The sequence below is a fragment of the Cupriavidus sp. H18C1 genome (assembly GCF_049311595.1).
In the GTDB taxonomy this organism is placed as follows: Bacteria; Pseudomonadota; Gammaproteobacteria; order Burkholderiales; family Burkholderiaceae; genus Cupriavidus; species Cupriavidus cauae.
In genome coordinates this window covers 3,220,552-3,246,887 of record NZ_CP186008.1, presented here as the reverse complement: position 1 = coordinate 3,246,887, position 26,336 = coordinate 3,220,552, and the positions used below count along the sequence as shown (strand labels likewise).

General features: G+C 68.9%; 17 protein-coding genes and 3 pseudogenes. 10 read left to right on the top strand and 10 right to left on the bottom strand.

Going from position 1 to position 26,336, the window contains the following annotated elements:
• Positions 1-95: 95 nt before the first annotated feature.
• Positions 96-1,022, bottom strand: a complete 927-nt coding sequence (locus tag OJJOAM_RS14945; protein ID WP_422648403.1) for a LysR family transcriptional regulator — start codon at positions 1,020-1,022, stop codon at positions 96-98.
• Between the two features lie 132 nt (positions 1,023-1,154).
• On the opposite strand from OJJOAM_RS14945, the gene OJJOAM_RS14940 reads away from it, so the two are divergent.
• Entirely contained in the window at positions 1,155-2,399 is a 1,245-nt protein-coding gene (locus tag OJJOAM_RS14940) for a M20 aminoacylase family protein (protein ID WP_422648402.1), read from the top strand.
• A 95-nt stretch (positions 2,400-2,494) separates the two neighbouring features.
• Entirely contained in the window at positions 2,495-3,364 is an 870-nt protein-coding gene (locus tag OJJOAM_RS14935) for a tripartite tricarboxylate transporter substrate binding protein (RefSeq protein ID WP_422648401.1), read from the top strand.
• Between the two features lie 92 nt (positions 3,365-3,456).
• Here the strand turns inward: OJJOAM_RS14935 and waaC are convergent, their stop codons facing one another.
• The 7 genes and pseudogenes from waaC to OJJOAM_RS14900 form a co-directional block, all read right to left on the bottom strand.
• Positions 3,457-4,452 carry a lipopolysaccharide heptosyltransferase I gene (gene waaC, locus OJJOAM_RS14930; RefSeq protein WP_422648400.1) on the bottom strand — a complete coding sequence of 332 codons (996 nt, stop codon included), beginning with the start codon at positions 4,450-4,452 and terminating at the stop codon, positions 3,457-3,459.
• Positions 4,453-4,790: 338 nt separating this feature from the next.
• Complete coding sequence (locus OJJOAM_RS14925) at positions 4,791-6,542, bottom strand: ABC transporter substrate-binding protein (protein WP_422648399.1); 1,752 nt, start codon at positions 6,540-6,542, stop codon at positions 4,791-4,793.
• Positions 6,543-6,724: 182 nt separating this feature from the next.
• On the bottom strand, positions 6,725-7,033 hold the full coding sequence (locus OJJOAM_RS14920) for a DUF2160 domain-containing protein (RefSeq protein ID WP_006576489.1): 309 nt from the start codon (positions 7,031-7,033) through the stop codon (positions 6,725-6,727).
• A gap of 27 nt (positions 7,034-7,060) precedes the next feature.
• Entirely contained in the window at positions 7,061-7,882 is an 822-nt protein-coding gene (locus OJJOAM_RS14915; RefSeq protein ID WP_006576490.1) for a carbohydrate ABC transporter permease, read from the bottom strand.
• Complete coding sequence (locus OJJOAM_RS14910; protein WP_023265145.1) at positions 7,875-8,756, bottom strand: carbohydrate ABC transporter permease; 882 nt, start codon at positions 8,754-8,756, stop codon at positions 7,875-7,877. Before OJJOAM_RS14910 ends, OJJOAM_RS14915 begins: the two co-directional genes overlap by 8 nt.
• Positions 8,753-9,910, bottom strand: coding sequence for an ABC transporter ATP-binding protein (locus OJJOAM_RS14905; protein WP_422648398.1), 1,158 nt, complete (start codon positions 9,908-9,910; stop codon positions 8,753-8,755). The genes OJJOAM_RS14910 and OJJOAM_RS14905 overlap by 4 nt, the downstream gene beginning before the upstream one ends.
• A 38-nt stretch (positions 9,911-9,948) precedes the next feature.
• Positions 9,949-11,128 (bottom strand): annotated as a pseudogene (locus tag OJJOAM_RS14900) (ABC transporter ATP-binding protein); the annotation flags it as partial.
• A gap of 207 nt (positions 11,129-11,335) precedes the next feature.
• Between OJJOAM_RS14900 and OJJOAM_RS14895 the strand changes: the two are divergent.
• A complete protein-coding gene (locus OJJOAM_RS14895; RefSeq protein ID WP_149319793.1) occupies positions 11,336-12,103 on the top strand; it encodes a DeoR/GlpR family DNA-binding transcription regulator in 768 nt (255 codons plus the stop codon).
• Between the two features lie 61 nt (positions 12,104-12,164).
• Here the strand turns inward: OJJOAM_RS14895 and purU are convergent, their stop codons facing one another.
• Both purU and OJJOAM_RS14885 read right to left on the bottom strand, forming a co-directional pair.
• A complete protein-coding gene (gene purU / locus OJJOAM_RS14890; protein ID WP_149319792.1) occupies positions 12,165-13,031 on the bottom strand; it encodes a formyltetrahydrofolate deformylase in 867 nt (288 codons plus the stop codon).
• 85 nt (positions 13,032-13,116) lie between these two features.
• Positions 13,117-13,991, bottom strand: a pseudogene (locus OJJOAM_RS14885) (DUF4743 domain-containing protein).
• A gap of 92 nt (positions 13,992-14,083) precedes the next feature.
• On the opposite strand from OJJOAM_RS14885, the gene glpK reads away from it, so the two are divergent.
• The 7 genes and pseudogenes from glpK (at position 14,084) to OJJOAM_RS14850 (ending at position 26,326) form a co-directional block, all read left to right on the top strand.
• Positions 14,084-15,682, top strand: a complete 1,599-nt coding sequence (glpK, locus tag OJJOAM_RS14880; RefSeq protein WP_422648397.1) for a glycerol kinase GlpK — start codon at positions 14,084-14,086, stop codon at positions 15,680-15,682.
• Between the two features lie 126 nt (positions 15,683-15,808).
• Entirely contained in the window at positions 15,809-17,419 is a 1,611-nt protein-coding gene (locus OJJOAM_RS14875) for a glycerol-3-phosphate dehydrogenase/oxidase (protein WP_422648396.1), read from the top strand.
• Between the two features lie 128 nt (positions 17,420-17,547).
• On the top strand, positions 17,548-17,892 hold the full coding sequence (locus tag OJJOAM_RS14870) for an MliC family protein (RefSeq protein ID WP_422648395.1): 345 nt from the start codon (positions 17,548-17,550) through the stop codon (positions 17,890-17,892).
• An 83-nt stretch (positions 17,893-17,975) separates the two neighbouring features.
• Positions 17,976-18,359 carry a hypothetical protein gene (locus tag OJJOAM_RS14865; RefSeq protein ID WP_053822121.1) on the top strand — a complete coding sequence of 128 codons (384 nt, stop codon included), beginning with the start codon at positions 17,976-17,978 and terminating at the stop codon, positions 18,357-18,359.
• Positions 18,360-18,927: 568 nt separating this feature from the next.
• Complete coding sequence (bcsB, locus tag OJJOAM_RS14860; protein WP_422648394.1) at positions 18,928-21,270, top strand: cellulose biosynthesis cyclic di-GMP-binding regulatory protein BcsB; 2,343 nt, start codon at positions 18,928-18,930, stop codon at positions 21,268-21,270.
• Between the two features lie 16 nt (positions 21,271-21,286).
• Positions 21,287-22,496, top strand: a pseudogene (bcsZ, locus tag OJJOAM_RS14855) (cellulose synthase complex periplasmic endoglucanase BcsZ).
• Positions 22,478-26,326, top strand: coding sequence for a cellulose synthase subunit BcsC-related outer membrane protein (locus OJJOAM_RS14850; RefSeq protein WP_422648393.1), 3,849 nt, complete (start codon positions 22,478-22,480; stop codon positions 26,324-26,326). Before bcsZ ends, OJJOAM_RS14850 begins: the two are co-directional and overlap by 19 nt.
• Positions 26,327-26,336 lie beyond the last annotated feature (10 nt).

Below are 26,336 nucleotides of genomic sequence, written 5' to 3'. Positions count from 1 at the left end.
CGGATAGAGGCACGCGCACCAGCCATGCCGCCGCGCCCCAGGCGGCATGGCGCCTCGCGTTGGCGTGCGCGGCCACGGTTGTATCCCAAGCGGGCTTAGCGGGTCTGCTGCTGACGAAAGGCGCCTTCCAGCAATCCCAGCATGCGGCGCGCCGCTTCGGTCAGCACGCGCCCCTTCCTGACGATGACGCGCGTCTTCGCCGCCTCGAGCACCGTATTGCCGCTCCGGATAGCTACCAGCTCTCCGCGCGCGAGTTCCTCGGCCACGGCGCTGCTGGACAGGAAGGTCACGCCGAGTCGTTTCATCACGAAACGCTTGAGCAAGGCAATCGAGCCGGAAGTGAATGCCGGATCCAGCGCAATGCCCTCGGCGAACTCGCCCAGGCGAATCAACTGATGCAGTCCGAATCCAGGCGCCATGATGGCAACCGGATAATCAGCGGCCTCGCGCAGCGTGGGCGTGCCGTCGTGTTTCGTCAGCGGATGGCCGGGCCAGGTCACGATACAGACCGGCTGGCTGCATTCGCCAACGACTTCGATGTCTGCCTGTGCGGGCGCGTTCATCACCACGCCGATATGCGCCTCGTCCGTGGCGATCCTGGCCACGGCGTCGGCCGCACTGGCCAGTTCGACGGCGACCTGCACCCCGGGGTATTGCCTGCAGAAGACGTCGATCACGCCATTCATCAGCAGGTCCACATATCCCTCGCCCACCAGCAGCCGCAGCGTGCCGCGCCGCAAGCCCGCCAGTTCGTCGATGCGCTCGCGCAGGGCCTCTTCGCTGGCGAGCCGGTTGCGGCAGTGCTCAAGCACCAGGGCCGCGGCATCGGTCGGCACGATGCCCCTGCCCTTGCGCTCGAACAAGGCCACGCCGAGCTCCTGCTCCAGTTGCTGGATCTGCCGGCTCACCACGGACGGTTCGACGTTGAGCCGGTCCGCCGCGCCGCGCACCGACCCGCAGGTCGCCGCCTCGTAGAAGTATCCCAGCCGCTTGTCGCCCAGCTTGTCGCCCAACTTGCCCATGCCGATCTCCCGATTCCCTCCATCGTTGACCTGAAGGCAACGATATTCGCCGAAATCATACATTGATCGAACAAATGTCGGCGGCCAGTATTGCACTCCTGATCGGGCAACTCAGAACAGGAGCAACCAACCATGTCGACAGCGGACCTCTGCCAGGTGGAACACCTGACGGCACAGGCCGGGGCGTTGGCCGATATCCGGCGACGCATTCACCAGCACCCCGAACTGGCCTACGCCGAACACGCAACCGCTTCGCTGGTCGCGCAATTGCTGACCGAATGGGGCTATGAAGTGGCGACCGGCATTGCCGGTACGGGGGTGGTCGCCAGCCTGAAGGCCGGCACCAGCGACCGGAGCATCGGCATCCGCGCCGACATGGATGCGCTGCCGATCCAGGAGGCCACGGGCCTGCCCTACGCAAGCCGGACTGCCGGCGTCATGCACGCGTGCGGACACGATGGCCACACGGCGATCCTGCTCGGTGCGGCCCAGTACCTGGCCCAGCACCGTGGCTTCGACGGCACGGTCCGCCTCTACTTCCAGCCCGCCGAAGAAGCCGGGGTCGACAGCGGTGCGCAACGGATGATCGCCGAAGGCCTGTTCGAACGGTTTCCCTGCGATGCGGTATTCGGCCTGCACAACCATCCCGGCCAGCCGGCCGGCAGGTTCCTGTTCCGCAGCGGGCCGTTCATGGCTTCGGGCGACAAAGTCACCGTCACCGTCATCGGCAAGGGCAGTCATGCGGCGCGGCCACACCTGAGCGTGGATCCCATCGTGGTGGCGTCGAGCATCGTCATGGCCTTGCAGACGATCGTGTCCCGCAACGTCGATCCTGCTGCGGCAGCGGTGGTCACGGTCGGCGTGCTGCAGGCGGGCACCGCGAACAACGTGATTCCCGCGTCGGCGACGCTCGAGCTCAGCGTCCGTGCATTCGACTCCAAGGTGCGGGAACGGCTGCGGGCGCGCATCGAAGCGCTGGTCCAGGCGCAGGCGCAGAGCTATGGCGCCACCGCCGAAATCGACTACGTCCTCGGCTATCCGGTGGTCGTCAACACCGAGCGCGAGACCGCCTTCGCCATCGAGGTGGCCCGTGAACTGGTCGGCAGCGATAACGTGGATCCCCACTTCGAACCGGTCATGGCGAGCGAGGACTTTGCCTTCCTGTTGCAGCAACGGCCGGGGTGTTTCCTGCGGCTCGGCAACGGCGTCGGCGATGGCATTGGCATTGGCGAAGGCGGCTGCATGGTGCATAACCCGCGCTATGACTTCAATGACGCGACGCTGCCGATTGGCGCGGCATTCTGGGCCCGGCTGGTTCAGCGCTATCTGGCGGCCCCGCTCTCTCCCACTCTCTCTCTTCCGAAGGTCGACGTATGAAGTCCACTGCCCGTATCGTCCTGACCGCGCTGGCGCTGACTGCCCCGCTGGTCGCCACCGCCGAGCCCGCCTATCCCTCCAAACCCGTCAAGATCGTGGTCGGCTATGCGCCGGGCGGTTCCGCCGATGCCGCTGCGCGGCTGCTGGCGAACCAGCTTTCGGTCCGGATGCGACAACCGTTCGTCGTGGAGAATCGCCCCGGCGCCGCAAGCAGCATTGCGGCGAGCGGCGTGGCGCGCTCGGCCCCGGATGGCTACACGCTGTTCCTCGGCTCGAATGCCAATGCCATCAACGCGACGCTGTACAGGAAGCTGCCGTTCGACATCCGCAAGGACTTTGCCTCCGTCGCGCTGGTTACCAGCTTTCCCAACGTGATGGTGGTCAATCCTGCGCTGCCGGTGAAGACCGTGGGCGAGTTCATCGCCTATGCCAAGGCACATCCGGGCACGGTCAACTTCGCGTCGTCCGGAATCGGCTCGTCCACGCACCTGTCGGCGGAACTGTTCAAGTCGATGGCGGGCATCAAGATGGAGCACATCCAGTACAAGGGCAGCGCTCCGGCGCTGACCGACCTGATGGCGGGGCAGGTGCAGGTGATGTTCGACAATGCGCCGTCGGTACTGCCGTTCATTCGCAGCGGCAAACTGCGCGCTCTCGCGGTGACGAGCGCGCAGCCGCAGCCGTTCGCGCCGCAGTTGCCGACGATCGCGGGCGCCGGGCTGCCCGGCTTCGAAGTGAAATCGTGGTATGGCCTGTTCGCGCCTGCCGACACGCCGCCGGCCGTCGTGCAGGCGCTGAATCAGCAGGTCAATGCCGCCTTGCAGGACCGGTCGATGCGCGACCAGCTGGCCACGCTCGGTGCCAGTCCGGAGGGCGGCACGCCGGAAGCCATGCGCAAGCATGTCGAGCAGGAAGTCACGAAGTGGGCCGCCGTCATCCGGCAGTCCGGCGCGACGGCGGAGTAGAAGGCCGTTGCGCGAAACGGGCCGTTGCACGAAACGGGCCGTCACGCGGAAAGCGGGCCCTCAGCCGGGGCCGCGCCCGCGGCGGGCTTGCACTACGCCCTAGCGGCCGCCGGCGCGCCTACCGCTACCCTGCCCGTCACCTGATCGATGGCCCCGATCACCTCCGGCACGTCCGGCACCACGCCTTCATTGCCGATCGACACCGCTCGGCCAGGCTCGGAAATTCCGAAGTGCTCGCGCGACGTCGCGGTGAACAGCATCACCGACGGCTTGCCCAGTGCATGGGCGAGATGGACGAAGCCGGTGTCGGTGCCGATCACCAAGTCCGCGGCGGCAACGCGCTGCGCGCATTCCGTGATCGTCATCTTGGGCAGTACCTCGGCGTCCGGGATGCCGCGCGCAAGGACCTCCGACTGCTCCTTTTCCGCCGGCGAGCCCCAGGGCAGTTGCACGCGATAGCCGCGCGCGGTCAGTTCGCGGCCGACCGCGATCCAGCGTTCGGGCGGCCATTTCTTGATCTCCAGCGAGGTCGCGTGGAACAGCATCGCGCGCGGTACGCCGTCGGTATTGAGCGGCGCGGCCGGAGCCGGGATGCGCAGTTCGTAGTGTTCCTTCGGGTCGAGTTCGTAGCCAAGCGCCTTGGCGGCGACCAGGCGCATCTTGTGGCGGGCGGTGGCGTCGCCATGCGGCGCGAAGATGTCGGTGTAGAACATCTCGGCGCGGGCTTCGCCCAGGTGTTTGGCGGCGTAGCCGAAGCGCCGGCGCGTGCGGGCCAGCCAGCCGACGATGGCGCTCTTGTAGACGCCGTGCACGTCCAGCACCACGTCGTACTTTTCACGGCGCAGTTCGCGCACCGAAGCGAGGATCGCGCGCAGGTCCTTCCATTGCTTCGACTTCTTGTAGCCGCGCAGCGGGGGCGAAATCACGCGGTCGACGCCGACCGTCCAGCGGGGGATATCGGCGCAGGAAGCGTCGGCGACCCAGTCGATCTTGGCTCCGGGGTAGGCGTGCCGCAGATCCCAGATCAGCGGCAGCGTGTGCGCCATATCGCCGAGGGAGGTGATCTTGATAACCAGGATGCGCTTCATGGGTGCAGGAACGGGCCTTCGCCGCGGGGCTGAGTTTTGCGAAGGCCGTAGTATGCACCAGAGGCTGGGGGATCAACGTTTCGGGACGTAACGGGGGGAGGTGCGTCGCCACGCGTGCGACGCTGCCCTCTCCCCCGCCCCGCTCCCGCGGGCGGGAGAGGGGGGAGAACGACAACGGCAAGATAGGGCCGAATCGGCCAGGCCAACCAGGTCAGGCCCAGCCCACCCAGGACAAGCCCCTGCCCAAACCACCTAGCCTGGTCCGCCACCCAGGGCAGCCATACGAATCCGACGAGACAGCCCCGCCAGACGAGCCGAGCGGCCCGTCCGGCGCCATCTCACCGCACCTTGCCCTCCTTCCAGGCCTGCAGCAGCTTCTCGTAGGCGATCGTCTCGCCCTTCGGCTTCTCGTTGGCCAGCTTCTTCCACGGCGCGTGCTCGTCCGACAGCCACTTGGTCGCATCGCCCTTGGGGTTGAGCTTCGGCGCGCAGGTCGCCATGCCCGCGCGCTGCAGCCGCGCCATCACCTGGTCCATCTCTTCGGCGAGGCTGTCCATCGCGGCCTGCGGGGTCTTCTCGCCGGTCACCGCCGTGGCAACGTTCTTCCACCACAGCTGCGCGAGCTTCGGATAGTCGGGGACGTTGGTGCCGGTCGGCGTCCACGCCACGCGCGCCGGGCTGCGATAGAACTCGATCAGCCCGCCGTACTTGGCCGCGTTCTTGGTCAGGTACTCGTGGTTGATGTCGCTGTCGCGGATGAACGTCAGCCCCGTCAGCGACTTCTTCAGCGACACGGTCTTCGACGTCACGAACTGCGCATAGAGCCACGCGCCGGCCAGGCGGTTCGGATCGGTCTTCTTGAAGAAGGTCCACGAGCCCACGTCCTGGTAGCCGTTCTGCATGCCCTGCTTCCAGTACGGGCCGTACGGCGACGGCGCCATGCGCCACTTCGGCGAGCCGTCCGCGTTGACCACCGGCAGCCCCTTCTTGGTCATGTCCGCGGTGAAGGCGGTGTACCAGAAGATCTGCTGCGCGACCTGTCCCTGCGCCGGCACCGGGCCGGCCTCGGAGAACGTCATGCCCATCGCCTGCGGCGGCGCGTACTTCTTCATCCAGTCGACGTACTTGGTCAGCGCGTAGACCGCGGCCGGGCTGTTGGTGGCGCCGCCGCGAGCGACCGAGGCGCCGACCGGCGTGCACTTGTCCGCGGCCACGCGGATGCCCCACTCGTCGACCGGCATGCCGTTGGGCAGCCCCTTGTCGGCGGTGCCGGCCATCGACAGCCACGCATCGGTGAAGCGCCAGCCGAGCGACGGGTCCTTCTTGCCATAGTCCATATGGCCGTAGACCTTCTTGCCGTCGATCTCCTTGACGTCGTTGGTGAAGAAGTTGGCGATGTCCTCGTAGGCGGACCAGTTGGTCGGCACGCCCAGGTCATAGCCGTACTTGGCCTTGAATTTCTCCTGCAGGTCCTTGCGCGCGAACCAGTCGGCGCGGAACCAGTAGAGGTTGGCGAACTGCTGATCCGGCAGCTGGTACAGCTTGCCGTCCGGCGCGGTGGTGAACTTGGTGCCGATGAAGTCCTTGATGTCGAGGTCCGGATTGGTGAACTCCTTGCCGGCGCCGTTCATGTAGTCGGTCAGCGGCAGGATCGCGCCATAGCGATAGTGCGTGCCGATCAGGTCCGAATCGGAGATCCAGCCGTCGTAGATCGACTTGCCCGACTGCATCGACGTCTGCAGCTTCTCGACCACGTCGCCTTCCTGGATCAGGTCGTGATTGACCTTGATGCCGGTGATCTCCTCGAAGGCGCGCGCCAGCGTCTTGGCCTCGTATTCGTGCGTGGTGATGGTTTCGGACACCACGTTGACCTGCGTCACGCCCTTGGCCTTGAGCTTGGCGGCCGCGTCGATGAACCACTTCATCTCGGCCAGCTGCTTGTCCTTCGCCAGCGACGACGGCTGGAACTCGTTGTCGATCCACTTCTTCGCCTCGGCTTCACCCGCCCAGGCGGCGTGGCCGCAGGCGAGCGCGGCGGCCACCGCCACCAGCTTCACCGCAAGCCTTGCCCGTTGCTTCAGCGCTGTCATCGATGTCTCCTCGAATGGTCCTTCCCGATAGCGTTGCGGGTCGCGGCCGGGGAAGGATTGAGCCGCGCTACCTGCGAATACCAAGCAAACCAATCCATGCAACCAATGCACCAAATGCAAGCCACACACCTCCGAGCCGCGGCAGAACAGCCCGGACGTCGGCCCGGACGTCGGCCCGGAACTTACCCCTTGCGCATCACCAGCGCCAGCACCGCCATCGACACGACGAAGCTGATCCACACCGACGGCTCCTCCGGCAGCGAGAACCAGTTCATCATCGCCTCGCCGAGGCCCACCCACGCCAGGTTGATCCACGCCGCGCACATCAGCCCGATGAACAGCCGATCACCGCGCGTGGTGGCGATCGGCAGCCAGCCCTTGCGCAGGCGCGTCGGCGAGCGCAGCTCCCAGATCGTCATGCCGATCAGCATCAGCACCACGCAGACGAAGAACACCGCGACCGGCGTGGTCCACACCATCCAGCCGAACATGGCCGTCGTTTCCATCGCCACCCCCGCTCAGACGCGGCCCATCGCGAAGCCCTTCGCGATGTAGTGCCGCACGAACCAGATCACGATGCCGCCGGGCACGATCGTCAGCACGCCCGCCGCGGCCAGCACGCCCCAGTCCATGCCGGAGGCGGACACCGTGCGCGTCATCGTCGCCACGATGGGCTTGGCGTCGACCGAGGTCAGCGTGCGCGCCAGCAGCAGCTCGACCCAGCTGAACATGAAGCAGAAGAACGCCGCGACGCCGACACCGGCCTTGATCAGCGGCAGGAAGATCGTCAGGAAGAAGCGCGGGAACGAATAGCCGTCGACATAGGCCGTCTCGTCGATCTCGCGCGGCACGCCGGACATGAAGCCCTCCAGGATCCACACCGCCAGCGGCACGTTGAACACCAGGTGCGCGAGCGCGACGCCCAGGTGCGTGTCCATCAGCCCGACGCTGGTATAGAGCTGAAAGAACGGCAGCAGGAACACCGCCGGCGGCGTCATCCGGTTGGTCAGCAGCCAGAAGAACACGTGCTTGTCGCCGATGAACTGGTAGCGCGAGAACGCATACGCCGCCGGCAGCGCAACGGTGACCGAAATCACGGTGTTCAGCGCGACATAGATCAGCGAGTTGATATAACCGGAGTACCAGGACGAATCGGTGAAGATGGTGCGGTAGTGCTCCAGCGTGAACTGCGCCGGCCACAGCGACAGCGTCGACAGGATCTCGTCGTTGGTCTTGAACGACATGTTGAGCATCCAGTAGATCGGCAGGATCGCAAAGACCAGATAGACCAGCAGGAAGGCGGCGCGCCACCAGCCGCCGCGCGAGGCCGGGTCATGCATGGGGAACCTCCTCGGCGACCGTGCCCGCGCGCTGCATCCAGTTGTAGAGCACGAAACACAGCAGCAGGATGATCAGGAAATAGACGATCGAGAACGCCGCGGCCGGGCCGAGGTCGAACTGCCCCACCGCCTTCTGCGTCAGGTATTGCGACAGGAAGGTGGTGGCGTTGCCGGGGCCGCCGCCGGTCAGCACGAAGGGCTCGGTGTAGATCATGAAGCTGTCCATGAAGCGCAGCAGCACCGCGATCATCAGCACGCCGCGCAGCTTGGGCAGCTGGATATGGCGGAACACCGCCCAGCGCGAGGCGCCGTCGATCTGCGCGGCCTGGTAGTAGGCGTCGGGAATCGCGCGCAGGCCGGCGTAGCACAGCAGGCCGACCAGCGGCGTCCAGTGCCAGACGTCCATCACCAGCACCGTCAGCCACGCGTCCAGCGCGTTGCCGGTGTAGTTGTAGTCGAAGCCCAGCCCCGCCAGTGCGGCGCCGAGCAGCCCGATGTCGGTGCGGCCGAAGATCTGCCAGATGGTGCCGACCACGTTCCACGGAATCAGCAGCGACAGCGCCACGATCACCAGCACGGCCGACGCCTTCCAGCCGCGCGCCGGCATCGACAGCGCCAGCAGGATGCCCAGCGGAATCTCGACCAGCAGCACCGCCAGCGAGAAGCCCAGCTGTCGCAGCAGCGCGTCGTGCAGCTCGCCGTCGCGCAGCACCGCGCGGAACCACTCGGTGCCGACGAACACGCGCCGCTCCGGCGAGATGATGTCCTGCACCGAGTAGTTGACGATGGTCATCAGGGGCAGGATCGCCGAGAACGCGACGCAGACGACCACCGGCAGCACCAGCAGCCACGCCTTCTGGTTGATCGGCTTCATCGGACCAGCTCCTCGTCGACGTAATAGCAGGTATGGCGGTGGAAGACCGAGAACCACGCGGCCTCGCCGGGCCGCAGCGCAGCGGCCTCGTCGCCGAGCCGCGCGCGCAGCAGCGGCGAACCATCGGCGCCGACGATGCCCTTGGTGCCATCGGTTCCCTCGACGCCTGCGCCGCCAGCGTGGTCCTGCAGCCGCGCGGCCGCGATCCAGTAGGTGCCGATGTCCTGCGCGCGCTCGATCACCGCGGGCACCGCCTGTTCGTCGTCGGGCCGGGCCAGGCGCAGGTATTCGGGCCGCACGCCGATCTTGAACGCGCCGGCCGCCTGCAGCCGCCGCGCGATGGCCTCGTCCGCCGGCGGCGCATAGCGTCGTCCGGCCAGTTCGATCCAGCCGTCGCGCCAGCGCGCCGGCAGGAAGTTCATGCCGGGCGAGCCGATGAAATGCCCAACGAACGTATGCGCGGGCCGCTCGAACAGCGCGTCGGCGGTGCCGACCTGCACCGCCTTGCCGCGCGACATCACCACCACCTGGTCGGCGAAGGTCAGCGCCTCGGTCTGGTCGTGCGTGACATAGATCAGCGTCAGATGGAACTCGCGGTGGATCTCCTTGAGCTTGCGCCGCAGTTGCCATTTCAGGTGCGGGTCGATCACCGTCAACGGCTCGTCGAACAGGATCGCGGCGACATCGTGGCGCACCAGCCCGCGCCCCAGCGAGATCTTCTGCTTGGCGTCGGCCGACAGCCCGCTGGCCTGGCGATCGAGCACGGCCGACAGGTCCAGCATCTCGGCCACCTGCCCGACCCGCTCGCGCACCTGCGCGGCCGGCACGCCGCGGTTGCGCAGCGGAAAGGCCAGGTTCTGGCCGACGGTCATGGTGTCGTAGATCACCGGGAACTGGAACACCTGCGCGATATTGCGCGCCTGCGGCGAGTCGCCGGTGACATCGCGCCCGTCGAACGACACGGTGCCCTGCGAAGGCCGCAGCAGTCCCGAGATGCAGTTCAGCAGCGTGGTCTTGCCGCAGCCCGAGGGCCCGAGCAGCGCATAGGCGCCGCCGTCGTCGAAGGTAAAGCGCAGCGGCAGCAGCGCATAGTCCTCGTCGCTGCGCGGATTGGGCCCGTAGGCGTGGGCCAGATCCAGATCGATGCGGGCCATGGCCTCAGTTCCCCCTGCCCGTTGGCGCGCCGCAGATGCTGGCGGCGCGGTGCGCGAACGCAGCGGCCCTGCGCATCGAACAGATAGAGCTGGGACGGATCGAGCCGCAGCGTCACCGTCTCGCCCAGCGCCAGTTCCAGCACGCCGGGCACCTGTGCCACCAGATTGCCGACCGCGGTGTCGACGTGCACGAAGGTATCGGAGCCGGACAGTTCGGCCAGCGCGACGCGCCCCGGTAGCGGCACGCCCTCGCGCGCCCGCGGCACGCCGACGGCGAGTTCGTCGTGCCGGTCGGAGACGCCATCGAGCCACAGCGTGCCGGCGCGCACGCCGACGGTCACCGGGCCGGCATAGCCTTGCAGGGCATCGCCGGCACGATCGGCGGGGCCGCCGACGGCGCCGGTGCCGCTAATGGCGCTGCTGATGGCGCTGTCATCGGGCCGCAGCGCCACAACGATGCCGTCCGGCAGACGCACGGCGCCGTCGCGCCATTCGCCCGCGATCAGGTTCATCGGCGGATCGCTGAAGGCGCGCGCCACGCGCAGCGAGTCGGGATAGTGGAAGACCTCGGCGGTCGGCCCGTATTGCAGCAACTCGCCGGCATCGAGCACCGCGGTATGGCCGCCGAGCAGCAGCGCCTCGGCCGGCTCGGTGGTCGCGTAGATCACGGTGGCGTCGCCCTGCGCGAACAGCTGGGCCAGTTCCTCCCGCAGTTCCTCGCGCAGCTTGTAGTCGAGGTTGACCAGCGGCTCGTCCAGCAGCATCAGCGGCGCGCCCTTGGCCAGCGCCCGCGCCAGCGCAACGCGCTGCTGCTGGCCGCCGGACAGCTCGGCGGGATAGCGCTCGAGCAGATGGTCGATATGCAGCCGCGCGGGCCAGCGCGCGCACCTGCCGGTCGATCTCCGCCGCGCCGCGCAGCCGCAGCGGCGAGGCGATGTTGTCGAACACGGTCAGCGACGGGTAGTTGATGAACTGCTGGTAGACCATCGACACATTGCGCTGGCGTACCGGCATGCCGGTCACGTCGGCATCGTCGACCAGCACGCGGCCGGCGCTGGGGCGGTCGAGCCCCGCCATCACCCGCATCAGCGACGTCTTGCCCGCCTGCGTCGCCCCGAGCAGGATCGTCACCGCACCCGGGACCGGCGCCAGCGACATCGGATAGAGATGGACTTGCGAACCTGCCTGCTGCGCGATGCCTTCCAGTCTGAGCTGCATCCGGTCTCCGTCAGGGTTCTGCTGCCCGGCGCGCGGCATGGTTCGGCCCGAAGGAAGGTCGCGGGATCAGCGGACACAGAACGGGACGCAAAAGGGAACACCGGCGCGCATCGATTGCTTGCTTGCTCGTTTTAGTAAAGAAGCGAACAAAAAACAATAGTGCAATGCGTCATTTGTTTTCGTTTTTGTTTGAACTAGAATCCCGGCATGACGCTCAATCCCCGCCAGACCGCTCTTCTGGAAGAAGTCCGCAGCCAGGGTTTCGCCTCCATCGAAGAGCTAGCACGCAAGTTCGGCGTGACCCTGCAAACGGTCCGGCGCGACGTCAATCTGCTGGCGGAGAACGGCATGCTGGCGCGCTTTCACGGCGGCGTGCGGATGGATGGCTCGACCACCGAGAACATCGCCTATCGCCAGCGCCAGTTGCTCAATGCTGAAGGCAAGGCGCGCATTGCGCGCGCGGTGGCCGCCGCGGTGCCCGAGGGCTGTTCGCTGATCCTGAACATCGGCACCACGGTCGAGGAGATCGCCCGCGCGCTGGTGCATCACCGCGGCCTGCGCGTGATCACCAACAACCTGCACGTCGCCAACATCCTGGCCGACAACCAGGACTGCGAGGTCATCGTCGCCGGTGGCGTGCTGCGCTCGCGCGACCGCGGCATCGTCGGCGAGGCCACCGTCGAGTTCATCGGCCAGTTCAAGGTCGATATCGGGCTGATCGGCATCTCGGGGATCGAGGCCGACGGCACGCTGCGCGATTTCGATTTCCGCGAGGTCAAGGTCGCGCGCACGATCATCGAGCATTCGCGCGAGGTCTGGCTGGCCGCGGATGCGACCAAATTCAACCGGCAGGCGATGGTCGAGCTGGCGCACCTGTCGCAGATCGACCGGCTCTTCACCGACGAGCCCTTGCGGGCGCCGTTCGAGCAGATCGTTGCGGACAGCGGGGTGAAGTGTGTGGTGGCGGGGGAATAAGGCCGGAGCCCGGCCTGCGCCCTGCCCCTCTCCCGCATGCGGCAGAGGGGCTTGGTCGTGCTTACTTGAAGACGACCGTCTTGTGCCCGTTCAGCAGGATGCGATGTTCCGCATGCCACTTGACCGCGCGGGCCAGCGCGACGCATTCGACGTCGCGGCCGACCGCGGTCAGCTGGTCCGGGTCCATGCTGTGGTCCACGCGCTCGATCTCCTGCTCGATGATCGGGCCCTCGTCGAGGTCGGCGGTCACGTAGTGGGCCGTCGCGCCGATCAGCTTGACCCCGCGATCGTGCGCCTGGTAGTAGGGCTTGGCGCCCTTGAAGCTGGGCAGGAAGGAATGGTGGATATTGATCGCGCGGCCTTCGAGCTTGCGGCACAGGTCGTTCGACAGCACCTGCATGTAGCGCGCCAGCACGACCAGGTCGATCTTCTGGTCCTGCACCACCTCGAACACCTTGGCCTCCTGCGCGGCCTTCTGTTCGGCCGATGCATTCATCAGCGGCAGATGGAAGAACGGAATGTCGTAGGACGCGGCCAACTGGTAGAAATCGCGGTGGTTCGACACGATCGCGGCGATCTCGACCGGCAACTGCCCGCTCTTGGCGCGGAACAGCAGGTCGTTCAGGCAATGGCCGATGCGCGACACCATGATCATCACGCGCGGCTTGATCGCGGCATCGAACAGCTCCCACTGCATCGAGAACTGCTCGCCGACCGGCGCGAACGCGCTCTTGAGCGTGCCGAGCTCCGGACCGCCCGGGGCCGCGGTGAAATGCACGCGCATGAAGAAGCGGCCGGTGTACTCGTCACCGTACTGGTCCGAATCGACGATATTGCAGCCGTGCTGGAACAGCAGTCCCGAAACGGCGTGCACGATGCCCGGCTGATCGGGGCACGAAATGGTCAGAATAAAGCCTGGATTGCTCATCGTTGGTGTTCTCTGGAGGGGGGCGCGTCCGGCGGGCCGGCCGCCTTGCAGGGCCTCGTACGGGGCCCGGTACGGCGAAATCGCGCTAGGCGGCGAAGCCCGGTACCGGCGGCGCCCAGCCGCGCCGGCGCAGCGCACAGAGCGTCACCAGCGTGGCATCGAGCGTCATCGCGCCATCCGCCATGATAGCAAGGGCGGCGTCCGGCCCCCACCAGCCGATGCTCGGCGACCTCGCCGTCGCGGTTGTGCGGCACGAAGTCGGCGGGCAGTTCCAGGTCGTACTGATAGACCGTTTCCCACTGCACGCCCTCGTCGATTTCGCGCAGCACCTGCACCTCGCCATGGGCCTGCGCCTGGGCCGCGAGCCACGGCGGAATGCCCGATTCCTCGTCGCATTCGCGCACCAGCGTCGCCAGCGGATCGCTGCCGTGCGGCATGCCGCCGGCGACCAGATTGTCCCACATGCCGGGATCGACCGCCTTGCTCTCGCTTCGCCGGGCGATCCACAGCGCGCGCTGCCCGGCCACGATGCCGTTCATGTGCGAGGCGAAGGTCAGCAGCCCGAAATAGCGCGCGGCGGCGCGTTCGATCGTGGCGAAGGCCGGGTGCGCCAGCGCCGGCGTGACCGCGAACGGCTCGTCGCGCCAGCCGCGCAGCAGGTTATGCGCGGCGAGTCGGCGGGCCAGCCTGGCCAGTGCCGCGCTGCGCGCCTCGAAGCCCTGCACGTCCGGCAACAGCGCGACCGCGTCCCCGCTCTCGGCGCCCAGCACGGTGAAATCGATGCCCTCCGCCCCTTCGAGCTCGCGCAGCGCTCCGCGCATGCCGGCGCGGCAGCCAGCCGACCTGCTCGCCCTCCACGGTCAGCCGCAGATGCCGCGCGGGATCGAAGCGCGAGCGCGCGCCGAGGTTGGCGGCGAGGTCGGCGGCAATGCGTCGGGCAAGGTCGGGGGGATTGGACATCGGCATCTTGGCGCCCGGCAAGGGCGTTCTTCGTACGGGTCCCGGTACGGAACCACGGAATCATTGAAATGGAAATCAGCAGGATGGCAGCCATGACCGACAGCACGACGCCAGCGCGCGGCGAATACATCCTGGCGCTCGACCAGGGCACCAGCAGTTCGCGGGCAATCCTGTTCGATCATGCCGGCAATGTGGTGCGGATCGCCCAGCGCGAGTTCCGGCAATATTACCCGCAGCCCGGCCATGTCGAGCACGACCCCTACGAGATCTGGCAATCGCAGCTGGCGGTCGCCCACGAGGTGCTGAACGGCGCCGGCGTGTCGGCCGCGCAGATCCGCGCGATCGGCATCACCAACCAGCGCGAAACCGCGGTGCTGTGGGACCGCCGCACCGGCGAGCCGGTCGGCCGCGCGCTGGTCTGGCAGGACCGCCGCACCGCGCCGATGTGCGAGGCGCTGCAGCGCGACGGCCATGGCGAGCGCTTCCGCGCCAAGACCGGGCTGGTCATCGACGCCTATTTCTCCGGCACCAAGCTGCGCTGGATGCTCGACCACTACGACGGCGCGCGCGAACGCGCGGCGCGCGGCGAGCTGGCCTTCGGCACCGTCGACAGCTGGCTGATCTGGCAGCTGACCGATGGCGCGCGCCACGTCACCGACGTCTCCAACGCGTCGCGCACGATGCTGTTCAACATCCACGAATTCCGCTGGGACGACGAACTGCTGGCGCTGCTCGACATTCCGCGCAGCCTGCTGCCCGACGTGGTGCCGTCCAGCGGCGAGGTCGCGCGCACCGCGCAACGCGTGTTCGGCGCCGAACTGCCGATCGCCGGCATCGCGGGCGACCAGCAGGCGGCCACGTTCGGCCAGGCCTGCCTGTCGCCGGGCATGGCGAAGAACACCTATGGCACCGGCTGCTTCCTGCTGATGAATACCGGCTCGGCGCCGGTGGTGTCGCAGAACCGGCTGCTGACGACGATCGGCTGGCAGCTCGGCACGGGCTCCGGCGGCCCGGGGCAAGGTCCGGCGCAAGGCTCGGCGCAAGCCAGCACCCAATACTGCCTCGAAGGCGGCGTCTTCATGGGCGGCGCGACGATCCAGTGGCTGCGCGACGGCCTGCAGATCATCCAGAGCGCGCCCGAGGTCGAGCCGCTGGCGCGGCAATGCGACGACACCGGCGGCGTGGTGCTGGTCCCCGCCTTCGCCGGCCTCGGCGCGCCGCACTGGGACGCGTTTGCGCGCGGCACGCTGATCGGCATCACGCGCGGCACGGGTCGTCCGCAGATCGCGCGCGCCGCGCTCGAGGCGATCGCGCTGCAAAGCGTCGACGTGCTGGACGCCATGCAGAAGGACGCCGGCATTGCGCTGGCCGAGCTGCGCGTCGACGGCGGCGCCTCGCGCAGCGACCTGCTGATGCAGATGCAGGCGGATCTGCTTGGCACCGCGGTCGTGCGTCCGCGCGTCACCGAGACCACCGCGCTGGGCGCGGCCTATCTGGCGGGGCTCGCCTGCGGCTTCTGGCGCGATCAGCAGGAACTGGCCAGCCAGTGGCAGATCGAACAGCGTTTCGAGCCGCGGCTGTCGGCCGATGCGCGCGAGAGCCAGCTCGCGCGCTGGCATCGCGCGGTGGAGCGGGCGCGGGACTGGGCGCGGGACGATGCGGCATCGGCCAGTGCCTCGCCGGCCGGCTGAACGTGTTGCCCGCCAATCACCACCAATAACCACCGGTAACCGACCCTCTCCGACGACCCGCCGACGATCCGCCGACGGGCCGAAGAACCGCCACCACCGATCCGATTCGCACCGCTCTTCCTTGCCATGCAGACAACCAACCCTACCCTGCCCCCCGATCGCGCGGCGCTGCTCGCCACGCTGGAGCGCGAGCGCCGCTGGGACGTGATCGTGATCGGCGGCGGCGCGACCGGCCTCGGCACCGCCGTCGATGCCGCCTCGCGCGGCTACCGCACGCTGCTGCTGGAGGCGGCCGACTTCGCCAAGGGCACCTCGAGCAAGGCCACCAAGCTGGTGCACGGCGGCGTGCGCTACCTGGCCCAGGGCAATATCGGGCTGGTGCGCGAGGCCCTGCACGAGCGCGGCATGCTGGCGCGCAACGCGCCCCATCTGGTCTGGCCGCTCGGCTTCGTGGTGCCGGCCTATCAGCTGTTCGACCAGCCCTTCTACGGCATCGGCCTGAAGGTCTACGACATGCTGGCCGGCAGCCGCAACCTGATGGACAGCCGCTGGCTGAACCACCAGGAGGCGCTGGCCGCGGCGCCGACGCTGGCCGAGCATGTCGGCGGCCGCCCGCTACGGGGCGCAAACCTGTATTTCGACGGGCAGTTCGACGACGCGCGCCTGGCGATCGCGCTGATGCGCACGCTGTTCGATCTGGGCGGCATCGCGCTGAACTATGCCCGCGTGAGCGGCCTCGTGATGCAGGCCGGCGTGATCGGCGGCGTTACCGTACGCGACGAGCTTGGCGACGCCGAACTGACGCTGCATGCCGAATGCGTGATCAATGCCACCGGCGTCTGGGTCGACGCGGTGCGGCGCATGGAGGACGAGCGCGCGCAGATGATGGTCGCGCCCAGCCAGGGCGTGCACCTGACGCTGCCGCGCAGCTTCCTGCCGGGCGACCGCGCGATCCTGGTGCCCAAGACCGACGACGGCCGCGTGCTGTTCCTGGTGCCCTGGAACGGCCACACGATCGTCGGCACCACCGACACGCCACGCCGCGACCTGCCGCTGGAGCCGCGCGCCGAGGAGGACGATGTCGACTTCATCCTCGAGACCGCGGCGCGCTATCTGTCGCGCGATCCGACCCGCGCCGATGTCACCAGCGTCTGGGCCGGACTGCGCCCGCTGGTCAAGGCGACCGGCGAAAGCTCGACCGCCTCGCTGTCGCGCGAACACACCATCGTGGTATCGAAGGCGGGCCTGATCACGGTGACCGGCGGCAAATGGACCACCTATCGCAAGATGGCCGAGGACGTGGTCGATACCGCGATTCGCCGCCAGATGCTGCGCGCCGCGCCCTGCGTGACCGCCGACCTGCCGCTGCATGGCGCGGGCGCGTGGGCCGGTCAGCAGGCCAACCTGAACGCGCCGGACCGCTACTATGGCGGCGACCTCGGTCTGCTGCGCAGCCTGCCCGGCGCGGACAACGTGATCGCGCCGGAATCGGGCCTGACCGAAGCGCATGTCCGCTTCGCCGCGCGCTACGAACTGGCGCGCAAGGTCGAGGACGTGGTGGCGCGCCGCAACCGGCTGCTGTTCCTCGATGCCCGCGCCGCCGAGGCCGCGGCCCCCCGCGTGGCCGCGATCCTCGCGGAAGAGTTGGGCCACGATGCCGCCTGGCAGCAGGCCGAGATCGACAGCCTGCGCAGCCTCGCGGCAAGCTATCGGCTCGATGGCGGCGCGGGGCGTTGAGCGGGACGTTGCGCTTCATGTGTCGGCGCCCCTTCATCGATTGCCTCTTACCGCTTCGCTGCAGGAACCAACCGATATGGCCATGTCCTTCCCCCCGTCCGTCCTATTCCCTTCGCCGCGCCGCGCTGATGCCGTGTGCCGCGCTGATTGCGGCGGTCTCCTTCACCGAGCCGGCACAGGCCCGCCCCGGCATCGACGGCGTACGCTTCGACCCGCCGGTCACCGTGCGCTACCGCTGCGACGGCGGCAAACAGCTGACCGCACGCTATTTCAACAGCGCCGACAACCAGATCGCGATCCTGCGGCTCGACGGCAAGCCGCTGCTGTTCGTCACCGTGCTGAGCGCATCCGGCGCGCGCTATGCGCATGGCCAGCATGTCTGGTGGACCAAGGGTGACGAGGCCATGCTGCAGGACATCATGCAGGGCGAAAACGCGCCTCCCGTCTACGCGAATTGCCAGGCGCAGCGATAAGCCGGCCGCGCCAGACGCGCGGAGGGTGGGCGTGGCCATGGTGTCCGAGCGATAATGCGGCTCATCGAATCAGGGAGAACACCATGGACGAGATAGACGATCTGTCCGATCTGCCGATGCCCCGCTTCATCTGGGGCTTCGCCATCGCCACCGGCAAGGGGGGCGAAGTGATGCACGACGAATTCGAGTATCTGACGCATACCCGCAGCCCGCGCTTCACCTGCCGTGTGGTCGAGCTCGAGGACATGCCCACCGAGAGCGACGAGTCCGGCATCGACGGCCGCATCGTCCACTACGACGATCCCGCACGCCTGTTCTACATCACCGATGCCGGCATGGCGCTGGTCAATTTCGAGCTGTTCGACAAGCTGCCGGATCGCCAGAAGCTGAAGAAGGTCTGCGACGAGGCCATCCGCAACTGGATGATCCGGCGCGACTTCCTCGACAGCGAGGATGACGAGGATTGAGCCGGAAACAGGCCGGAAACAGGCCAAAACCAGGCCGCAAACAGGCATGAAGGGCCGGCGATCACCCCATGCCCTGGCATTGATGCACCGCATCGATTCGGCATGGGCATGGGCGCAGCCAGTCGGATACCCGGTCGGCCCAGTCCTACAAACCTAGCGGAGGGGTCCCGACAGTAGGCCCCGCCCCTGCTCCCTATAGTGAAGCCATGGAGTTCACGACAAGGAGCGAAACCATGCCTTATATCCTCGCCTGGTTGCTGGGTGTACCGGCCTTCGTGCTGGTCCTGATCTGGCTGTTCGCGCACTGATCCCGGCGCATGGCCGGCGGCCTCCGCAACGGTGTCGCCGTCCGCCATGCCCCATGTGGCAACGATCCAACGTCCGCCCGCAAGGCGGACGTTTTTATTGCGCCCCGCCCGGCCGCCGCGGCGGTCGTGCAAAGACATTGGTGTAGACTCCGCCGAACAAGGCGCATCGTATTGCCGCAGAGCGCCGCCCCCGCCGCTGCTATCGAGGGGAACATGGCCAGACGGACGCTACACGGGCGTTCATCGTTTATTTGGCATTGATGACGAGGATCGATCTGACCGCCGCCACGCCGCGCCGACGTGGCGCCATGCTGACCACGGCATGCCTTCTGGCCGCGATGGCATTGCCGCCGGCGCACTCCCAACCCGCTTCCTCCGCTACGGCAATCGAAGGCCCGAGCAGCAACGGAGGCAACGCCACGTCCGCCGCCAGCGCCCCGGCAGCATCAGCAGCGCCGGCCGGCACGCCGGCGCGCCGCCAGACGCTGACGGTCGCCGAGATGGGCGCATATGGCCCGATCGCGCTGCGCGGACTGGACCCCGAACGCGTGCTCAATGTCGGCATCCGTGCGGACGAGGTCGTCACCAGCGCCACGCTGCGGCTGCACTACACCTACTCGCCCTCGCTGATCTATCCGCTGTCGCATCTGAAGGTCAAGCTGAACGACGAGGTCGTCGCCACGCTGCCGCTCGAAGCGAATCGCGCGGGCCAGCAGGTCACGCGCGAGATCGCGCTGGAGCCGCGGCTGTTTTCCGATTTCAATCGGCTCGCGATCGAATTCATCGGCCACTACACCGTGGACCACTGCGAGGACGCCGCGCATTCGGCGCTGTGGACCGATATCAGCGCCAACAGCACGCTGACGCTGACCACCGCCGCGCTGCGGCTGCCGGACAACCTGGCGCTGCTGCCGCTGCCCTTCTTCGATCGCCGCGACAATCGCCGCGTCACCGTGCCGTTCGTGCTCGCCGAGAACGCCGACATGGCGACGCTGCGCGCGGCGGGCGTGGTGGCGTCGTGGCTGGGCGCGCTGGCCGACTACCGCGGCGCGCGCTTCCCCGTGGCCCGCAGCGCGCCGGCCGGCCAGCACGCGATCATGCTGACCCTGCCCGGTCCCGCGGCGGCCGCGCTCGGCCTGCGTGAAATTGCCGGGCCGTCCGTCACGGTGATGCCCAATCCGAACAGCCCCGACCACAAGCTGCTGGTGATCGCCGGCCGCAATGCCGACGAGCTGCAGACCGCGGCCAATGCGCTGGTGCTCGGCAAGGCCGCGATGGCGGGACGCCAGGCATCGATCCAGACCGTCGACCTGGGACCGCCGCGCGCGCCGTATGACGCGCCGAACTGGGCGCCGGTCCATCGTCCGGTGCTGTTCCGCGAGCTGGTCACCGATCCGCAGCAGCTGCAGGTCTCGGGCAACGACCCGCAGGCGATCCGCGTCAATCTGCGCGTGCCGGCCGACCTGTACGGCTGGAACCAGCGCAGCGTGCCGCTGAACCTCAAATACCGCTACACGGCACCGTCGACCTACAACGACTCGGTGCTGAACGTCGATATCAACGAGCAGCTGGTGCGCTCGTACCGGCTGCGTCCGCTGTCGGGCAGCGACGACGAGAACCTGGTCAGCGTGCCGCTGCTGTCGGGCAGCGACGCGGTGGTCTCCAACGAGATCCGCGTGCCGGCCTTCCGCGTCGGCAGCGACAACCAGATGCAGTTCCGCTTCCATCTGGATTCGCAGAAGACGGGCCTGTGCGCGTCGACGCCGGCCAAGGTCGCGCGCGCGGCGATCGATCCGGACTCGAGCATCGACTTCAGCGGCTTTGCGCACTACGCCGCGATGCCGAACCTGGCCTTCTTCGCCAACAGCGGCTACCCGTTCACGCGCCTGGCCGACCTGGCCGATACCGCGGTGGTGCTGCCCGACGCGCCGCGTGCGATCGACCAGGAGGCCCTGCTGACGCTGCTCGGCCATATGGGCCGCTGGACCGGACTGCCGGCGCTGCGCGTCACGGTGGTGCCGGCCAGGGAGGTCGACTCGGTCGGCCAGCGCAACCTGCTGATCGTCGGCAACGGCAGCGCCGGCGAACTGCTGGCGCGCTGGGGCAAGTCGCTGCCGCTGATGATCGCGCGCGGCAAGACCGAGATGGCGCTGCGCGACCAGCGCGCCAGCGCGTGGTCGAACTGGCTCAGCGACAGCGAGCCGGAGACGATGACGCCGGCGGGCCGCGCGATCCTGTCGGCCGACGGCCCGCTGGCCGCGCTGGTCGGCTTCGAATCGCCCTACCGCGAACGGCACAGCGTGGTCGCGGTGACCGCGACCGAGGCCGACCGGCTCGGCGACGTGCTCGATGCCCTCGACGATCCGACCAAGGTCGCGCAGATCCGCGGCGACCTGACCGTGGTGCGCGCCAAGGAGGTGGAAGGCCTGCGGCTCGGCGAGCGCTATTTCGTCGGCGATTTCCCCTGGTATGCGCGGGTCTGGGTGCGGGTGTCCTCGCACCCGGTATTCCTCGGCATCGCCGGCATCCTGGCCGGCCTTGCAGTAGCGCTGAGCGCGTTCTGGGCGCTGTCCCGGCTGGCGGCGCGGCGCAACGGAGGCTGAGATGGCGGGGTTCGCGATGGCGGGGGCCGCGATGACTGCGTGCCTGCGCGGCAACGTCCGCCGGCTCGCGGCCGCGTCGCGCGCGCTGCTCGGCGCCGCGCTGCTGACCGCGTCGCTCGGCTGCGCCGCGGCGTCTTGCCCCTGGCCCGCCTGGGATACCTTCAAGCGCGACACCATCAGCGCCGACGGCCGCGTGATCGACGCCAGCACGCCGCAGCAGACCACGGTCTCCGAGGGCCAGGCCTATGCGCTGTTCTTCGCGCTGGTCGCCAACGACCGGCCGACTTTCGAGCGGCTGCTCGCCTGGACCGAAAACAACCTCGCCGAAGGCGACCTCGCTTCGCGCCTGCCCGCGTGGATCTGGGGCAAGCGCGAGGCGGCCGACGGCAAGCCCGAGAGCTGGGGCGTGCTCGACAGCAATCCCGCCTCCGACGCCGATCTGTGGATCGCCTACGCGCTGCTGGAGGCCGGCCGGCTCTGGCAGGAGCGCCGCTACACCGCGCTTGGCACCGTGATCGCACGCCAGGTGGTGCGCCAGGAGACCGCGCTGCTGCCGGGGCTGGGCCGCACGCTGCTGCCCGGGCCGATGGGCTTTCATCCTTCGCCGACGATGTGGCGGCTCAACCCGAGCTATGTGCCGCCGCAGCTAATGCGCCGGTTCGCCGCGCTGTGGCCGCAGCAGCCGGAATGGACGCAGCTGCTGTCCAGTTCGGCCCGTCTGCTGCTCGATACCGCGCCGCGCGGCTTCTCGCCCGACTGGGTCGAATATCACGCGGGTGCGAAACCGGGCTTCCGTCCCGACCAGCAGACGCAGGCCGAAGGCGCGTACAACGCGATCCGCGTCTATCTGTGGGCCGGCATGCTGGCGCCACAGGACCCGCTGCGCGCACCGCTGCTGAAGACCTATCGCCCGATGGCGGACTACACCATCGCGCACGGCCATCCCCCCCGAGCGGGTCGATACGCGCTCCGGCACCGTCGGGCCGAATTCGGGCAACGGAGGCTTTTCCGCCGCGGTGGCGCCGTACCTGGCCGCGCTCGGCGAAACGGGCGCCGCGCAGCGCCAGGTCGAGCGGATGCGCAAGCTGGCCGCGGAACAGCCGCTGGGCTATTACAGCCAGGTGCTGGCGCTGTTCGCCCTCGGTCATCTCGATGGCCTGTACCGTTTCGAAGCCGACGGCGCGCTGACGCCGGCCTGGACCGCGACATGCCCCGCTCGCCGCTGATCCCCGCCGCCGCGGTGCTGTTTGTTCCTGCGATGCCCGCGGCAGCGCAGACCCCAGCTGCGCCCGCCGCGCCGGCCACGTCCTCAGCCAATGCCGAGCTCGCCCGCCTGCTGTCGTCGGCGCGCATGTGGGAAGCCAAGAACCGCGCCGACCTGGCGCGCAGCGCGCTTGACAAGATCCTGACGATCGAGCCCCAGCAGCCCGATGCGCTGCTGTTGCTGGCGCAGATCGAGCTGCGTTCGAACCGTCCGGCGGAGGCGCAACGCATCCTGCAGCGCCTGCGCCAGCATCATCCGAAGCACCCCGCCACCCGCGAGCTCGAGGACACCTACCGCATCGCCACGCAGGACAAGCGCGAGATGGCGACGGTGCGCATGCTGGCGCGCGGCGGCAACGAGAAGGAAGCGCTCGAACGGCTGCAGCGGCTGTTTCCCGACGGGCCGCCGCAGGGCGAACTGGCGATCGACTACTACCGCATCCTGGCGGGCACGGACGCCGGCCGTCCGCGCGCGATCGCCGAACTGCGCAGGCAACTGGCGCAGCGGCCCGACGATGCGCGCCTCGCGCTGGTGCTGGGCGACCTGCTGACCGACCGCCCCGCCACGCGCGCCGAAGGCCTCGACCTGCTGTATCGGCTGAGCCAGCGCACCGACGCCGACCGCAAGACCGCGCTCGATATCTGGCGCCGCACGCTGTATCGCGTCAATGACGACCCCGCCTACGCGGTCTGGTTCGAGCGCTATCTGAAGGAAGTGCCCGACGACGACATCGCGCGGCAAACGCTGGCCGAGCTCGACGCCAGGCGCGAGGCGCATCGGCGCATGCTGGCGGACCCCGCCTGGCAGGCGCGCCAGCGCGGCCTGCGACAGCTCGAGCGCGGCAACCTTGCCGAAGCGCAGGCCGCCTTCGAGCAGGCCATGCGCACGCGCGGCAACGATGCCGAGGTGGTCGGCGGCCTGGGGCTCGTGCGGCTGCGCGAGGGCCGCCACGACGAGGCGCGCGCGCTGTTTTCCCGCGCGCTGCAGCTCGAACCCGAGCAGCGCAACAAGTGGCGCAGCCTGCTGGATACCGCCACCTTCTGGGGCACGATCGCCCGCGCGCGGCTGGCCGGCACGCAGGGCAAGCCCGGCGAAGCGGAGACGCTCGCCCGGCAGGCGCTGGCGCGCCAGCCTGACAACGCCGATGCGCTGGCCATCCTCGCCGACGCGCTGGTCGCGCAGCAACGCGATGCCGAAGCCGAGACGCTGCTGCGCCAGCAGCTGGCCGGCCGCACGCCCGATCCCGGCGCGCTGCGCCGGCTGGTGGCGCTGCTGCAGAACAGCGGCCGCCACGCCGAAGTCGGGCCGCTGCTGGCCGCGACCGAAGCGCGCCTGCAGAAATCGCCGGCCAATGCGCAGACGCTGCGCCAGTTGCGCGCCGAGCTGCTGACGCGCCAGGCCGACCAGCTGCTGGCGGAGCGCCGCGCAAGCCCGGCCATCGCCCGGCTGGAGGAGGCGCTGCGGCTGACGCCCGACGCGCCCTGGACGCGCTACACGCTGGCGCGGGCCTATCGGGATCTCGGTCTGCCGGCGCTGGGCCGCGAGACCATGGAGGAAGGCCTGCGCCTCGCGCCGAACGCCGACATGCGCTATGCGAGCGCGCTGTTCCTGAATTCCGTCGACGACCCCGATGCCGCGGCCACGCTGCTGGCGCAGATCCCTGAAGCCGAGCGCACCGAGGGCATGCGCGAACTCGGCGGCAATCTGCGTGCGCAGCAGTGGCTGCGCCAGGGCCGGCTGGCGCTCGCCGCGGGCCGGCCCGACGAGGCCCGCGCGCTGCTGCGGCAGGCCGCCGACGCGACGCAGGCGGACCCGCAGATGCTGGCCACCGTCGGCCGCGAAGCGATCGCGCTCGGCGATACCGACTATGGGCTCGGGCTGGTGCAACAGTGGCTGGCCGCCCATCCCGACGATCCTGCGATCGGCGTGCGGCTGCGTTACGGCGAGCTGCTGGCCGCCGCGGGCCGCGACGATGCGCTGCGCGCGTGGCTGGAGGACCTGCGTGCCCGCGATGCGCAGACCCGTGGACAACGGGGCGCGTTCGAACCAGGGCAGCGCGCCGCGCTGGACGACCAGGCGCTGCGGCTCGCGCTGCGCGACACCGACCGCCATCTCGACGCCGACGATCCCGCCGGCGCGCTGCGCGTGCTGGCCGCGGTGCCGGCCGGGCAGCAACAGGACCGCCGCTGGTCGCTGGCGCTGGCCGACGTGCGCGAGCGCCAAGGCGATCTCGACGGCGCCGCCGCTGCGGCGCGCACCGTGCTCGCACGCAGCCCGGACGATGCCGAGGCGCGCCTGACGCTGGCGCGGCTCGCCGAGCGCGCCGGGCGCAACAAGGAGGCGCTGCGTATCGTGCGCGACGTGCTGGCCGGCACGGCGGAGGACGATATCGATACGCGGCTGTCGGCGGCGCGGCGCCTGACCGCGCTGCGCCGCGACGGCGAAGCGGCCGCGGTGGTCGACGCCCTGCGCCAGCGCTATCCGCAGCGCGCGGATATCGCCGTGCAGCAGGGGCGCATCGCGCAGTCGCGCGGCCAGTTCGACGAGGCGGCCTCGCTGTACCGGCAGGCCCGCACGCTCGAGCAGGCGGAAGCGGACGCGCCGGTGGCCGGCGGCACCGCCGCGCAGCGTGCCCTGCAGGATCTCGATGCGCGTCGCGACGGGCAGGTCGCCACCGCGACGCTGTTCTCGCGCAAGTCCGGCGACAGCGGCATCTCCGAGCTCAGCGCCACCGAAATCCCGCTCTACGTGCGGATTCCGCATGGCTATACCGGCCATGTGTTCTTCCACGCCGATACCGTGCTGCTCGATGCCGGCACGCTGCGCACCGACGTCGGCAACGGCGCCGGCGGCGCCAACGAATTCGGCCAGATCGCCGCGCGCGGCGGTGCCGGCATCGCGCCGCGCGGGCAATCCGACAAGGGCGTGGCGCTGGCCGCGGGCTATGCGTACAACGGCGCCTACGACAGCTGGCGCGCCGACCTCGGCACGACCCCGCTCGGCTTCCTGCAGCAGACCGTGGTCGGTGGCCTGCGCTATCGCGCCGAACTGAACCGCGCCGCGGCCACCGTCGACGTGTCGCGCCGCGCGGTCACCAGCAGCCTGATTTCCTACGCGGGCGCGATCGATCCGGCCAGCGGCGAACGCTGGGGCGGCGTGGTGCGCAATGGCATCACGCTCGGGTACTCGCACGATGTCGGCCGCGGCAGCGTGTTCGCCACCGTCGGCGCCGGCGTGCTGACCGGGCACAACGTCCGCACCAATCGCGAGTTCACGGTGCGCGCCGGCTTCGACTGGCCGCTGCTGCAGGCACGCAACCAGCGCGTGACCAGCGGCCTGGTGGTCAACTACTGGCGCTACCAGGAAAACCTGCGCTACTACACCTTCGGCCACGGCGGCTACTACAGCCCGCAGCGCTATCTGTCGCTGGCGGTGCCGCTGGAATGGACCGGACGGCGCGGCGCGTGGTCGTGGCGGCTGGGCGGCTCGGCCGGCTGGTCGGATACCTACGAGAAGGACATGCCCTACTATCCGACCCGGCCGGACCTGCAGCGCATGGCGGGCGATCGGACGTTCGGCGGCGGCAACGGCGGCGGCTTCAGCTATACCGCGCTGGCCGCGGTCGAATACCGCTTCGCGCCGAAGTGGGTCGCCGGCATGGCGCTGCAGATCGACCGCTCGCGCGACTATGCGCCCAATCGCGCGATCGCCTATCTGCGCTATCACTTCGAACCGCAGCGCGGGCCGGTGCCCTTCCCGCCCGAGCCGGTGCGGCCGTATTCCTCGTACTAGATCGGATCGA

Bases quoted from the DNA above. Each gene is read 5' to 3' on its own strand.
- OJJOAM_RS14945 (WP_422648403.1), bottom strand. From the start codon at position 1,022: ATGGGCAAGTTGGGCGACAAGCTGGGCGACAAGCGGCTGGGATACTTC.
- OJJOAM_RS14940 (WP_422648402.1), top strand. From the start codon at position 1,155: ATGTCGACAGCGGACCTCTGCCAGGTGGAACACCTGACGGCACAGGCC.
- waaC (WP_422648400.1), bottom strand. From the start codon at position 4,452: ATGAAGCGCATCCTGGTTATCAAGATCACCTCCCTCGGCGATATGGCG.
- OJJOAM_RS14925 (WP_422648399.1), bottom strand. From the start codon at position 6,542: ATGACAGCGCTGAAGCAACGGGCAAGGCTTGCGGTGAAGCTGGTGGCG.
- OJJOAM_RS14920 (WP_006576489.1), bottom strand. From the start codon at position 7,033: ATGTTCGGCTGGATGGTGTGGACCACGCCGGTCGCGGTGTTCTTCGTC.
- OJJOAM_RS14915 (WP_006576490.1), bottom strand. From the start codon at position 7,882: ATGCATGACCCGGCCTCGCGCGGCGGCTGGTGGCGCGCCGCCTTCCTG.
- OJJOAM_RS14910 (WP_023265145.1), bottom strand. From the start codon at position 8,756: ATGAAGCCGATCAACCAGAAGGCGTGGCTGCTGGTGCTGCCGGTGGTC.
- OJJOAM_RS14905 (WP_422648398.1), bottom strand. From the start codon at position 9,910: ATGGCCCGCATCGATCTGGATCTGGCCCACGCCTACGGGCCCAATCCG.
- OJJOAM_RS14895 (WP_149319793.1), top strand. From the start codon at position 11,336: ATGACGCTCAATCCCCGCCAGACCGCTCTTCTGGAAGAAGTCCGCAGC.
- purU (WP_149319792.1), bottom strand. From the start codon at position 13,031: ATGAGCAATCCAGGCTTTATTCTGACCATTTCGTGCCCCGATCAGCCG.
- glpK (WP_422648397.1), top strand. From the start codon at position 14,084: ATGACCGACAGCACGACGCCAGCGCGCGGCGAATACATCCTGGCGCTC.
- OJJOAM_RS14875 (WP_422648396.1), top strand. From the start codon at position 15,809: ATGCAGACAACCAACCCTACCCTGCCCCCCGATCGCGCGGCGCTGCTC.
- OJJOAM_RS14870 (WP_422648395.1), top strand. From the start codon at position 17,548: ATGCCGTGTGCCGCGCTGATTGCGGCGGTCTCCTTCACCGAGCCGGCA.
- OJJOAM_RS14865 (WP_053822121.1), top strand. From the start codon at position 17,976: ATGGACGAGATAGACGATCTGTCCGATCTGCCGATGCCCCGCTTCATC.
- bcsB (WP_422648394.1), top strand. From the start codon at position 18,928: ATGACGAGGATCGATCTGACCGCCGCCACGCCGCGCCGACGTGGCGCC.
- OJJOAM_RS14850 (WP_422648393.1), top strand. From the start codon at position 22,478: ATGCCCCGCTCGCCGCTGATCCCCGCCGCCGCGGTGCTGTTTGTTCCT.